The sequence below is a fragment of the Sandaracinus amylolyticus genome, from assembly GCF_021631985.1.
Classification (GTDB): Bacteria; Myxococcota_A; Polyangia; order Polyangiales; family Sandaracinaceae; genus Sandaracinus; species Sandaracinus amylolyticus_A.
In genome coordinates, this window is record NZ_CP070225.1 from 5,795,965 (window position 1) to 5,808,997 (window position 13,033).

A 13,033-nucleotide genomic window follows, 5' to 3' on the forward strand; every position below is an offset into this window, starting at 1 on the left:
CTTCGTTACGATCCGGAGCTTGCCGCGCCCCCTCGCAACACCCCGGGACATCCTCGACTCGATGCGCGAGACGATCGCGCAACCCGACGACCTCGTGGCCGAGGGCCGCGAGTGGCCGGAGGTGTCGGTGGTCGCGATGGACTACCGGGCCTCGGGCTCGTTCGTCGCTCCGCCGCTCGCGAGCTACGTCGTGTGCACGATCGCGGGGACGACCGCGTACATGGCGCGCGAGGAGTGCCGCGACGGAGTGCCGCCGCACCTTCCCGACCGCAGCATCATCGTGAACGCGGTCGGTCGCGGCGGGCACTACGTGTGGACCGGGCCGCACCACGCGAACATGGTGAGCATCTCGCCGTCGGTCGTGGAGCGCGCGGCGGTCGAGGGCGGGCTGGTGCGCCCGGCGCGGCTCTCGATCGTGCAGTCGTTCGGCGTGCACGATCCGGTGTGCGAGCACGTGGTGTACGCGCTCGCCGCGGAGCGACGGCTCGCGCCGCACGCGATGCAGACGCTGATGATCGAGACGCTCACCAGCGCGCTCGCCATCCGGCTGGTCGCGCGGTTCAACGCGTCGAGCACGACGGACGAGCGCGAGCTCGGCGGGCTCGGCGTGCGGACGCTCGCGAAGATCGATGCGTACCTCCGCGACTCGACCGGTCCGATCAGCCTCGAAGAGCTGGCGCGGCTCGCGGGGGTGAGCCGGTTCCACTTCACGCGGCAGTTCAAGCGCGCGACCGGCGAGACGCCGATGGCGTACGTGCGTCGGCTGCGCGTGGAGCGCGCGAAGGAGCTCCTGCTCGCGACCGACATGAGCCTCGCGGACATCGCGGCCCACGTCGGGTTCGCCGATCAGAGCCACTTCACGCGCGTGTTCCGATCGATCGTGGGCACGACGCCGGCGCGGTTCGGCGAGCGACGACATCGCCGCCGCGATCCCTCGGGCTCTCGCTCGACCTGAGCGGGAGCACGGACGTACCGAGCGAGAGCACGCACGTACAATCGTCGGGCGCGCGTGTCGCGCGAATGTCCACGGATGGACATGTCGCAGCACTCTGGGTCCGGAGCACCGGAGCGGAGCGCAGGAGATCTGGGCGAGTACGGCGCCGGCCCATGGGCACCCGACGGTCCCTTCGCAACCCGTCGCGGCGTGCGCGCCGACGGCACGCGCGTGTTCCTCACCACCGTGACCTCGGGCGGGTCGGCGCTGGAGATGGATCAGCTGGAGCGCGTGATCGCGCTGCGCGACGTGCTCGATCCCGCGTGGGCCACGCAGCCGCTCGATCTCCTGGTCGTCGACGGACGACCGGTGCTCGTGCTCGCCGATCCCGCGGCCGCGTCGCTCGACGCGCGATCGGCGGGACCGATCGACGTGGGGGCGTTCCTCCGGATCGCGATCGGATGCGCACGATCCCTCGCGGCGCTGCACGCACGCGCGCTGGTCCACGGCGACGTGCGGCCCGCGAGCCTGCTCTTCGATCCCGAGTCCGATCGGGTGTGGCTCGCGCGGCTGCACCGCTGCGGGCCGCCGAGCGATGCGCCGCAGAGCGGCCAGGATCTGCCGGCGTCGATGCTTCCCTACGTGTCGCCGGAGCGCACCGGGCGCGTGCCGAGCGGCATCGACGAGCGCAGCGATCTCTACTCGCTCGGGGTGACGCTCTACGAGCTCCTCGCCGGCACGGTCCCGTTCGCCGCCGAGGATCGTATGGAGCTGGTGCACGCCCACGTCGCGCGGCGCCCGCCGCCGCTCGAGGAGCGATGCGAGGGCGTGCCCGCGATCGTCTGCACGATCGTGACGACGCTGCTCGCGAAGCACCCCGACGATCGCTATCGCACGGCCGCGGGGCTCGAGGCGGATCTGGTGCGCTGCGCCGAGGCGTGGGCGCGCGGCGCGCTCGAGCCGTTCCCGCTGCGCTCGACCGAGAGCGTGGAGCGGCTGCGATCCGCCGACGGGCTGATCGGGCGCGCCCGCGAGGTGGGCGCGCTGCGCGCCGGGCTCGATCGCGTGACCGCCACCCACGGCACCGAGCTCGTGCTGCTCCACGGCGAGGCGGGGGTCGGCAAGTCGGCGATCGTCGATGCGCTCTTCCGATCGCTCGACGGCGCGGGCGCGCTGATCGGCGCCGGCAAGTTCGACTCGCACCGGCGCGACGTGCCCTACGCGACGCTCGCACGCGCGCTCGAGAGCCTCGTGCGCTCGGTCCTCGCGCGGCCCGAGGCCGACGTCGCGCGATGGCGCGCCGAGCTCGCGCGGGCGCTGGGACCGGCGGGCGGCGTGCTCGTCGATCTGATCCCCGGCGTCGCGCGTCTCCTCGAGATCGACGGCACGATCACCGAGCTCCCTCCGCAGGCCGCGAAGCAGCGGGTGCAGGCCGCGCTGCTGCGCTTCGTCGGCGTGCTCGCGCGCCCGGAGCACCCGCTGGTGCTCTTCCTCGACGACCTCCAGTGGCTCGACGCCGACACGCTCGCGCTGCTCGAGCCGATCGCCACCGCGGGCATCGGGCCGCTGCTGCTGGTGGGCGCGTACCGCGACGACGAGCTCCCCGACGACCACGCGCTCCACCGCGTCCTCGCGTCGATCGGGGAGCACGGCGGGCGCGTCGCGTCGGTGCGCATCGAGCCGCTCGATCGCGAGGCGGTGCGCGAGCTCGTCGCGACGATGCTCGGCGAATCGGGCTCGGACGACATCGCGTCGCGGATCCACGAGGAGGCGGGCGGAAACCCGTTCTTCGCGATCCAGCTCCTCGTCGCGCTCGCCGAGCAGCGGCTCCTCGCGTTCGATCGCGCGCGCAGCGCGTGGACGCTCGATGACGCGCGGATCGGCGATCGCCGCGTCGGGGACAACGTGGTCGACCTGCTGCTCCGCAAGATCGCGAGGCTGCCCGAGGACGCGCAGGCCGCGCTCGGACAGCTCGCGTGCTTCGGCAGCGAGGTGAGCTCGAGGGTCGCCGCGATCGCGCGCGGTGAGAGCGAGGCCGAGCTGCACCTCGCGATCGCGCCCGCGATGCGCGCCGGTCTCGTCGCGCGGCGCGGCGATGGGTACGTGTTCCTCCACGATCGCATCCAGGAAGCGGCCTATGCGCGCATCGATCCCGGCGACCGCGCGGGGGTGCACGTCGCGCTCGGCCGCCGTCTCGCCGAGGAAGCGCCGGAGCTCACGCACGGCGAGCTGGTGTTCGAGATCGTCGATCAGCTGGGGCGCGGCGCGGCGCTGATCGAGAGCCGCGAGGAGCGGGAGCGCCTCGCCTCGCTCGCCCTGGTCGCGGGGCGTCGCGCGCGCGCCGCGACCGCGTACGCGTCGGCGAAGCGGCACCTCACGCTGGGCGACGAGCTGCTCGACGACGAGCGATGGAGCCGCGACTACTCGCTCGCGTTCGACCTCGCGCTGCTCCGCGCGGAGTGCGAGCTCCTCACCGGCGAGCGGGACGCGGCCGGCGATCGCCTGTCGACGCTCGCGGGGCACGCTCGCGGGATCGTCGACCGCTCGCGCGTCGCGTGCCTCCGCATCGCGTTCCACGCGGCGTCGGGGATGCACCCGCTCGCGATCGCGGTGGGCCTCGAGTACCTCGCGGAGACCGGCGTCGAGTGGAACGCGAGCCCGACCCCGGCGGACGTCGCGCATGAGATGCGCCGCTTCTGGGAGACGCTCGGTCCGCGCAAGCCACGCGATCTGCTGCAGCTCCCGCGTCTCGTCGACGCCGAGTGGCTCGCGACGCTCGACGTGCTGCTCGAGCTCTCCGCGCCCGCGCTCTTCACCAACCCGATGCTCTACGGGCTCGTGGTGGGGCGACAGGCGAACATCGGGCTCGAGCACGGAAACTCGGACGCGACCGCGCTCGCGTACGCGCACCTCGCGGTCGCGCTGGGCACGCAGGGCCAGCTCGAGGCCGCGTTCGCGCTCGGCCGTCTCGCGTTCGATCTCGTCGAGGAGCGTGGCTTCGATCGCTTCCGGCCCCGCGTGTTCATGCTCTTCGGGGGTTACGTCGCTTCGTTTCACACGAACCTCCGGTGGTGTCGCGAGATCGTCGAGCGCGCGGTCGACGCCGCCGCGCGCACCGGTGACTTGCTCTTCGGCGGCTACGCCGCGTTCCACCTCGGCACCAACCTCCTGGTGAGCGCCGAGCCGCTCGGTCGCGCCGACGCGCGCATCCTCGCCTCGCTCGAGCAGACGATCCGCGCGCGCCTGCCGGGGCTGAGCCACGTGATCGCGTCGCAGCTCGAGCTGGTGCGTCGGCTCCGCGGGCTGCCGTTCGACGAGCGTTTCCCCACCGGCGACGAGCTGCTGCAGGTCTTCGAGGCCGATCGCGAGAAGGGCGCGATCGGCCACCGCGTGTTCCAACACTGGATGTTCGTGATGGAGGAGCGCGCGATCGCCGGCGACTTCGCCGCCGCGGTCGACGCGACGATCCGATGCGAGCAACAGATCGCCGGGATCTCGGGGCTCGAGCAGGGAGAGTTCCGGTTCTGGGCCGCGCTCTGCCACCTCGCGGTGTGCGACGGCGTCGAGGGCGCGGCGGCCGCGCACGTCGCGGCGGCGCGTCGTTATCACTCGATGCTCGAGACGTGCGCGCGCCACGGCGTCGAGACGTGGGGCTGCCGGAGCGCGCTCGTCGCCGCCGAGCTCGCGCGCGTCGAGCGGCGCGAGTGGGACGCCGCGCGCGCGTACGACGAGTCGATCCGGCTCGCGCGGCAGCACGCGATGTTCCACGTCGCCGGGATCGCGTCGGAGCGCGCGTCGGCGTTCTACGCGGCGCGCGGGCTCGAGACCTCGTCGCTCGCCCACCTCCGCCGCGCGCGCGAGAGCTACGCCCGATGGGGCGCGACGGTGAAGGTGCGTGAGCTCGAGCGCGCGATCTCGTCGCGCGCCGCGCCCGACGACGCGCCGATCGCGCGCGGTGCCGACGAGGCCCACCTCGACATCGCCGCCGTGGTGAAGCTCTTCCGCGCGGTCTCGGGCGAGCTCGTGCTTCCGGAGCTCGTGAAGAAGCTCGTCGCGCTCGCGCTCGAGCACGCAGGGGCGGAGCGCGCGCTCCTGCTCGTGGTCGACGAGCGGGGCGTGCTGCGGATCGCGGCGAGCGCGTCGACCGAGCTCGAAGGAGCGATCGCGCGCAACGAGAGCGCACCGGCGCGCGCCGACGACGTGCCGATGACGATCGTCGACTACGTGCTGCGCACCTACGAGATGGTCGTCATCGACGACGCGCGATCCGCGCATCCGTTCGCCGGCGATGCGTATCTCGAGCGCCGCGCGTGCCGATCGGTGCTGTGCCTGCCGATGATGGTGCAGGGCCGCCCGAGCGGCGTGCTCTACCTCGAGAACAACCTCGCGCCGCAGGCGTACTCGTCGTCGCGCACCGCGGTGCTCGGGCTCCTGGTCTCGCAGGCAGCGGTCGCGCTCGAGAACGCGCGGCTCTACGCCGATCTCCAGCGCGCGCAGCTCTACATGGGCCACGCCGAGCGGCTCGGGCGGACCGGCAGCTTCAGCCTCACGCCGTCGACCGGCGAGACGTACTGGTCCGAGGAGCTCTTCCGGCTGCTCGAGGTCGAGCCGCCCGCCGACGTCGCCAAGGTGCGTGTGCACCCCGAGGACCTCCCGATGCTGAGCGCGATCTTCGGCAACACGCGGCTGCCCGAGGAGCTCTCGTTCGAGTACCGCTCGGTCCTTCCGAGCGGCGAGGTCCGGCATCTCGCGGTGGTCGCGAGGGACGTGAGCGAGCCCGGCGCGCCGCAGCTCTTCGCGGGCGCGGCGCGCGACGTGACGGAGATGCGGCACGCGGAGGAGAAGCTGCAGCAGACCCAGGCCGCGCTCACCGACGCCACGCGCATCGCGAGCCTCGGCGAGCTCGCGGCGGCGATCGCGCACGAGGTGAACCAGCCGATCGCGGCGATCCGGCTCGACGCGGCGACCTGCAACCGTTGGCTGCAGGCCGAGGTGCCGAACCTCGACGAGGCGCGCGGTGCGGCGGGTCGCATCGCACGGGCGGCGGATCGTGCGAGCGAGGTGGTGAAGCGATTGCGGGTCCTCTTCACGCAGTCGAGCGGCGCGCACGCGCCCTTCGATCTCGCCGACGCGCTCTCCGAGGTGCTCGCGCTCACCCGCGGTCACACCCGCCGCGCCGGCGTGACGGTCGCGGTGCACCTCGACGACGATCTCCCGAAGGTCGCGGGCGATCGCGTGCAGGTGCAGCAGGTGCTGATCAACCTCGTGACCAACGCCGCCGACGCGACCGGCGCGCGCGCTCCGGGCTCGCGCGACGTGAGCGTCACGCTGCGGCGAGAAGGCGAGCGGGTGGCGGTCCGGGTGCGCGACAACGGGAGCGGCATCGCGCCCGCGGACGTCCGGCAGATCTTCGACGCGTTCTTCACGACGAAGTCGGCCGGCATGGGCATGGGGCTCTCGATCAGCCGCACCATCGTGGAGAGCCACGGCGGGCGGCTCGTCGCCGAGGCGAACGACGACGTGGGCACGACGTTCTCGTTCTCGCTCCCGACGAGCTAACCCGGTCCAACCGGCGCGCGGTGCAGACGCTCATCCTCGGCATCGCACACGAGAGGAGACAGGGATGAGCACGCTCGAGATCGCCACCCACGCACCCAATCGCTCCGTCGAGATCGGCGGTCGCTCGCTCGCGTATCGCACCATCGGCGAGGGCAAGCCGATCGTCCTCTGCAACCGCTTCCGCGGGGTGATGGACGACTGGGATCCGCTCTTCCTCGCGTCGCTCGCCGACCGCGGCTTCCGCGTGGTGTGGTTCGACTACTCGGGCCTCGGCCTCTCGACCGGCGAGCGCACCTACGATCCCTCGAAGATGGCGCGCGATCCGCGCGATCTGATCGAGGCGCTCGATCTGCGCGACGTCGTGATCGCGGGCTGGTCGCTCGGCGGGATGGTCGCGCAGGTCTTCTTCGCGATGCACCCCGAGCGGCTGAGCCACGTCGTGCTGCTCGGGACCACGCCGCCCGGGCCGCTGGTGAAGCTCGCGGAGCAGCTCTTCTTCGACACCGCGGCGATCGACACCTACGGCATCGAGGCGGAGACGATCCTCTTCTTCGAGCCGCGCGATCCCAAGAGCCGCGAGGCCGCGAAGCGCTCGGCCGCGCGCATCGCGGCGCGCACCGAGGCGCGGAGCCCGCGGGTCCCGACCGCGTGGGCCGCGTCCACGCTCTCCGGCCCGCGCAGCCCGATCTTCCCGGCGCCCGCGGTGCTCGCCGCGCTGCAGAGCACGACGATCCCCGTGCTCCACGTGGCCGGGGACCACGACATCATCTTCCCGGTCGAGAACTGGTACGCGCTCAATGCGCAGCTCCCGACGACGCAGCTCCTCACCTACCCGCGCGCCGGCCACGGCCCGCACCACGAGCACCCCGAGGCGACCGCGGACCACGTCGCCGCGTTCGTGCGCAGCACCGCGCGCTGACTCGCGATCGGGGCGCGTCCTCGCGGCGCGCCCTACCCGCTCTTGCGTCCGAGCTTCTCCGCCATCCGGACGAGATCCGCGAGCGACGCAGCGGCCATCTTCCGCATCACCTGGCCGCGCTGCATCTTCACGGTCACCTCGGAGGTCCCGAGCTCGGCCGCGATCTGCTTGTTCAGCAGGCCGGCGACGACACGATCCATCACCTGTCGCTCGCGCGGGGTGAGCGACGCGTGACGCTCGGCGAGCTCGCGCATCGCGACGTCGTCGCGGCGCGCCCGCGAGCTGCGCTCGATCGCCTGCGCGACGCCGTCCAGCAGCGCGTCGTCGCCGAAGGGCTTCATCAGGAACTCGACGGCGCCCGCCTTCATCGCGCGCACCGACATCGGCACGTCGGCATGGCCCGTGACGAACACGATCGGCACGCCCTGCCCGAGTCGATCCTGGAGATCGAGACCACTGAGCCCGGGCAGCTCCACGTCGAGGATCAGACAGTCGGGCGGGTCGCCCGCCGGGCGCGCGAGGAAGTCGCGCGGCGATGCGAACGCCTCGACGCGATAGCCCTCCGAGCGCAACAGGCTGTCGAGCGCATCGCGGATCGACGCGTCGTCGTCGACGACGACCACCAGCGGTGTCGGGCTCGATCGCTCGTCCTTCCGCTGCGTGGGCATCGAACGGTCAGTGCGAGCGCCGCGCGGACGGGCGCTCGATCCCGAGCTTCCTCATCCGGAAGAGCAACGTCGAGCGCTTCATGCCGAGGCGCGCCGCGGCGCCGCTCGGGCCGGCGATCACCCAGTCGACCGACTCGAGCACCTTGAGGATGTGCGCGCGCGTGTGCTCCGCGAGCTCGTCGGATCGCGGGGCGCCGCCCGCGCTCGGGCCCAGCTCGTCGCCGAGGTCGTGCTCGATCGAGAGCTCGGGGCCCTCGGAGAGGATCACCGCGCGCTCGATCACGTTCTGCAGCTCGCGCACGTTGCCCGGCCATTCGTAGCGCACGAGCCGCTCCATCGTCGCGGCGTCGACGTGGGGCGCGTCCTTGCCCATGCGGGCCGCGAACTGTCGCGCGAAGTGGCTCACGAGCTGCGGCACGTCCTCCTTGCGCTCGCGGAGCGAGGGCACCGCCAGCGGGAAGACGCTCAGCCGATAATAGAGGTCCTCGCGGAAGGTGCGCGCGGCGGTCATCGCCTTGAGGTCGCGGTTCGTCGCGGCGACCACGCGCACGTCGCAGCGCACCGTGGTCGGGCTGCCGAGGCGCTCGAACTCGCGCTCCTGGAGCAGGCGCAGCAGCTTGGGCTGGAGCTCGAGCGCCATCTCGCCGATCTCGTCGAGGAAGATCGTCCCCTCGTGGGCCTGCTCGAAGCGACCGATGCGTCGGGTCAGCGCGCCGGTGAACGCACCGCGCTCGTGGCCCATGAGCTCGCTCTCGAGGAGGTTCGCGGGGATCGCCGCGCAGTTCACCTTCACGAAGGGGCCCTTCCGGCGCCCGCTCTGCTCGTGGATCGCGCGCGCGATGAGCTCCTTGCCGGTGCCGGTCTCGCCCTGGATCAGCACGGTGGAGTCGGTGGTCGCGACGGTCGCGATGCGACGCAGCATGTCCTGCAGGCGCGCGCTCCGTCCGACCATCCCGTGGGCCGACGCCGGCGGCGTGGTCTCGCTCCGGCGCTGCGCGGCCGCTCGTCCTTCGCGCTCGGCGAGCACGTGCTCGACCGCGTGGAGGAGCGCGTCGGGATCGAAGGGCTTGGTGAAGAACTCGACGGCGCCGGCCTTGATCGCCTGCACCGACATCCGGATGTTGCCGTGCCCGGTCACGAAGATGATCGGCACGTCGACCTGCGCCTCGGCGAGCTGTTGCTGGAGCGCGAGGCCGCTGAGCTCCGGCATGTCGACGTCGAGGATCAGGCAGCCGGGCGCGCGGGATGTGCGCCGGCTCAGGTAGTGCTGCGCGGACTCGAACGCCTCGGCGTTCCAGCCGGCGGCGCGGATCAGACCGACGATCGCCTCCCGGGACGCGATGTCGTCGTCGACGACGCAGATCGAGCTGGAGAAGGACATCGGGGCCTCCTTCACGAAGGGGGGACCAGCGCCTGATCGAGGGCACCGAGCAGGGCCTCGTCGTCGAACGGCTTCACGAGGAGCGCGACGGCGCCGGCATCACGGGCGCGCGCGCGGATCTCGTCGGTGGGCTGACCGGTGATGAACACGACCGGCAGCGTCTCTCCGCGGCGGACGATCTCGGCGAAGAGATCGGGGCCGCTCATGCGCGGCATGCGGACGTCGGCGATCAGGCAGTCGGCACCGCGACGGGCGTCCGACTCGAGGCATGCCTCGGGCGACGAGAAGGCGATCACGCGATAGCCGGCCGAGACCAGCAGCGCCCGCAGGGACTCGCGGACCGACTCGTCGTCGTCGACGACGCACACCAGGTTGGAGAACATCCGAGTGACGCGAGCGTGCGCGGGGACGCGCGGGGTGGCCATCATACCTTGGTATGGGTGCCGTCCCGGCCGCGCCGACGCGCCGACACCGGTGTCCACGGTTGGACAGCGACGCGCGACGGGGCCGTCGAGACCGCGCGCGTCACACGGGGATCACGCGTCTGGCACGCACGCTGCTCGATGGCGGTGCGGAGGACGCATCACGATGGCACGAACCGCTCGCGCTCCACGCCCCACTTCGTCGTGCGAGGCGCTCTCGGTCCGATGGTCTCGCCACGGCGAAGGGTACGCCGCGCTCGAGGTGCTCGAGGTGGACGAGGCCCCGTCGCGCGCGTGGTCCTTCGTGTGGCCCGCGCGCGTGATGGTGCAGGCGCGCAGCGCGGGCGTCCGGTTCCGCGCCGGTCGCCAGCGCGGCGAGCTCGCGCTCGGCTCGGTGCTGGTGATCGACGGGCCGAGCGCGCACGTGGTGCTGCACACCGATCGCGGCGCGTCGTTCCGCGTGGTGTTCGGCCGGCCCGAGGGCACGGCGCCCGGTGCTGCGCTCGAGGTGCGCACCGCGCGTGTCGTCGACCTCGACGTCGATCTCGATCCGGTGCGCATCGACGAGCGCGCGCGCGACGCGCTGCGGACCGTGGGCCCGGCGCCGAGGCGGCTCGACGCGCGGCTCGCGCGCGCCTGCCAGCACATCGCGCAGACCCTCACCGAGGAGCTGCGGCTCGAGGATCTCGCGGCGATCGCGGGGGTCCACCGTTGTCATCTCTGCCGGGTGTTCGCGCAGCACCTCGGGCTCTCTCCGCTGCGCTTCCGCGCGCACGTGCGCGTCGCGCGGGCGCGGGCGCTGCTCGCGGCGGGCGCGGACTGCATCTCGGTCGCGCACGAGGTGGGCTACTGCGATCAGAGCCACTTCAACCGGAGCTTCCGCGAGATCACCGGCACCACGCCGGGCGCGTACGCGCGGGTCGTGCGGATCGCGTGCGAGACCGGCAGCGCTCGCTGGCTCTCGGCGGCGTGATCGGAGTGTCCGAATCGCCTCGCTGGCGCCGATCACCGCAGATCCGACGACGACACCAGCGCGCCGAACGCGAGGCCGCTCGCGATGCCGAGGAGCGCGCCGACGACGACGTCGGTCGTGTGGTGCATGTCGCCGATGATCCGCAGCAGCGCGACCGCCGCGGCCGAGCCGATCGATCCGATGCAGAGGCCGGTGTCCCACGCATCGCCGAGCGCGCTGCGACGCGCGCACACGAGCGCGGCGCTGGTGGCCGCCAGCGCGGCGTGCAGCGAGTAGAAGCTGAGCGTCGCGGCCCGCGCATCACACGCGAACGGCGTCTCGGCGCACGCGAGCGTGTAGGGGCGAGCGCGCACCGTCGCGTGCTTCACCAGCTCGCCGAGCGTCCAAGTGAGCGCGAGCGCACCGATGCCGAAGAACAACGAGGGCGCGAGCGCGTCGGGGTCGTCGTGGGAGAGCGGATCGACGATCGCGTCGCCGATCGCGACCCCGACCGTCGCGAGGAGCAGCACGTCGCTCACCGTGCGAGCGCGCCCTCGGACGTCCTCGGTGCCGCCGCGGAGCGCGGCGCGGAGCGTGGTGTCGATCGCCGGCGCGCCGGGCGTCTCCGGCTCCCACTCGAGCTGCGCGTGCGCGGTCGAGGAGAGCACCGAGATCGCGATCACCCACACTGCCGTGCGCATTTTCACGTTCGCGATCACCGTAGTACGGAGTTGATTTCACCGTCGGACTCGGGCGGACAGTGCTCGGGGAGCTCGTCGGGTGTCGCGACGATCCCGCCGGGATCGACGCCACAGGCCTCGAGGAATTCGCGGTACACGTCGCGCGCGAAGCGCCCGATCGCGCCCGCGCCGCCGGTCACGAACAGATAGACCGTCTGCCACTCGACCGTGGTCGGCGCGTATTGCATCTCGGCCGCGCCGATCGCGCCGAGCGGACGCAGGCCCATGCCCCATCCGAGCATCGCCATCACACCGACCTGGATGCGATAGTCGTCGCCGCGATATCCCACGCTCCCACTCAGACCGAATGCGTCGATGCGATCGGGACGATAGGAATCCACGGTCTCGCGCGACAGCGGTGGTGACGCCGAGAGATTCGTGAACACGCCGAACGCGACTGGCACGATCCCGGCAATCGTCATCTCGCCGCCGAGCGCCGCTTGGAACACCGCATCGGCGTCGTACTCGCGTGCGATCCACACGCCCGGTCGGGGCGCCGACTCGCTCGATGGAAACGGGCGCACTCGACCCGCCGCGCCGACGACGCCGAGATCCAGCGCGACGAGGATCTCGGGATCGAGCGCGAGCGCGAGGCCCGATCGGATCGACCACGGGATCGGCGAGTCGCCCGCGAGATCGTCGCGGCGCTCGAACGTCGCGGCGGGCGCGCCCCCGACGACCATGCTCGCGTGATCGACCACCGACGCGGTCTCGCTGAGCGCGATCCCGGGAAGGCGCAGCGTGACGCCCCAGCGCCAGCGACCGTCGATCTGCCAGTGGAAGCCGAGCATCGCGACGAGGTGCCAGGCCTCCAGCGAGGTCGTGGTCTGTCGCGCCGCGAGCAGCTCGCGCGGCCCGATCACCGTCGCGACCTCTTCCTCGCGATGCGTCATCGAGCGGCGCGCGGCGTAGAGCGAGACGCCGAGGCCCCACGCGCGATCGGGCCGGAGCCCGTAGCCGATGCCGAACCAGCGCGTGCCGTCGCGGTGCTCGACGCGCAGGCTCGTGGCGCTCGCGCCGTCGGCGTCGTGGAACGAGAAGGCGCGCGTCTCCTGGTGCGGGTTGAGCGTCGCGATCGCGAGCCCGTGCCGCGGCGCCTCGTCGTCTCCGAAGTGCACGACGCCGCCGAGGAACACCGGCAGCGGCGCGTCCCCGTCGAGCCTCAGATCCTCGGCGCCGCCGATCGACGCGTAGCCGTCGCGCACCGTGAGGCGATCGGACACGTTCAGCGAGAGGCTGGTCGCGACCGCGCCCGAGTCGCCGAACGCGAGCGCGCCCGGGTTGTGGTAGACGGCCGAGGCGTCGTCGGCGACGCCGGTGAACGCGCCGCCCAGGCCGAGCGCGTGGCTCCCCACCGGGAAGCCGGAGTAGTTGAGGGCCTGCGCGCCCGCGATCGGTGCGTGCGCCAGCAGCGCGAGCACGAGCCAGACGCCGCGCGCCGCGAGACGATCGCGCATG

General features: G+C 72.5%; 9 protein-coding genes. 4 read left to right on the forward strand and 5 right to left on the reverse strand.

The window, feature by feature from the left end; translation table 11 throughout:
* The first annotated feature begins 61 nt into the window (after positions 1–61).
* The 3 genes from I5071_RS24545 (at position 62) to I5071_RS24555 (ending at position 7,412) form a co-directional block, all read left to right on the forward strand.
* Entirely contained in the window at positions 62–955 is an 894-nt protein-coding gene (locus I5071_RS24545) for a helix-turn-helix transcriptional regulator (protein WP_236515249.1), read from the forward strand.
* Positions 956–1,144: 189 nt separating this feature from the next.
* Positions 1,145–6,493 (forward strand): trifunctional serine/threonine-protein kinase/ATP-binding protein/sensor histidine kinase, encoded by a 5,349-nt coding sequence (locus tag I5071_RS24550; RefSeq protein WP_236515250.1) that lies wholly within the window; start codon positions 1,145–1,147, stop codon positions 6,491–6,493.
* 64 nt (positions 6,494–6,557) lie between these two features.
* On the forward strand, positions 6,558–7,412 hold the full coding sequence (locus I5071_RS24555; RefSeq protein WP_236515251.1) for an alpha/beta fold hydrolase: 855 nt from the start codon (positions 6,558–6,560) through the stop codon (positions 7,410–7,412).
* A gap of 32 nt (positions 7,413–7,444) precedes the next feature.
* Here I5071_RS24555 and I5071_RS24560 read toward each other — a convergent pair whose 3' ends face one another.
* The 3 genes from I5071_RS24560 to I5071_RS24570 are packed head-to-tail and all read right to left on the reverse strand — an operon-like array spanning position 7,445 to position 9,943.
* Positions 7,445–8,080: a response regulator transcription factor gene (locus tag I5071_RS24560; RefSeq protein ID WP_236515252.1), complete on the reverse strand. Its 636-nt coding sequence runs from the start codon at positions 8,078–8,080 to the stop codon at positions 7,445–7,447.
* A 7-nt stretch (positions 8,081–8,087) separates the two neighbouring features.
* The gene (locus tag I5071_RS24565) at positions 8,088–9,461 is read right to left on the reverse strand and encodes a sigma-54-dependent transcriptional regulator (RefSeq protein ID WP_236515253.1); all 1,374 of its coding nucleotides are present in this window, start codon (positions 9,459–9,461) and stop codon (positions 8,088–8,090) included.
* Between the two features lie 11 nt (positions 9,462–9,472).
* Positions 9,473–9,943, reverse strand: a complete 471-nt coding sequence (locus I5071_RS24570) for a response regulator transcription factor (protein WP_236515254.1) — start codon at positions 9,941–9,943, stop codon at positions 9,473–9,475.
* A 106-nt stretch (positions 9,944–10,049) separates the two neighbouring features.
* On the opposite strand from I5071_RS24570, the gene I5071_RS24575 reads away from it, so the two are divergent.
* Complete coding sequence (locus tag I5071_RS24575; protein ID WP_236515255.1) at positions 10,050–10,856, forward strand: helix-turn-helix domain-containing protein; 807 nt, start codon at positions 10,050–10,052, stop codon at positions 10,854–10,856.
* Positions 10,857–10,888: 32 nt separating this feature from the next.
* Here the strand turns inward: I5071_RS24575 and I5071_RS24580 are convergent, their stop codons facing one another.
* Both I5071_RS24580 and I5071_RS24585 read right to left on the reverse strand, forming a co-directional pair.
* Complete coding sequence (locus I5071_RS24580) at positions 10,889–11,536, reverse strand: phosphatase PAP2 family protein (RefSeq protein WP_236607673.1); 648 nt, start codon at positions 11,534–11,536, stop codon at positions 10,889–10,891.
* A 14-nt stretch (positions 11,537–11,550) separates the two neighbouring features.
* On the reverse strand, positions 11,551–13,032 hold the full coding sequence (locus tag I5071_RS24585; protein ID WP_236515256.1) for a hypothetical protein: 1,482 nt from the start codon (positions 13,030–13,032) through the stop codon (positions 11,551–11,553).
* Between the last annotated feature and the right edge of the window lies 1 nt (position 13,033).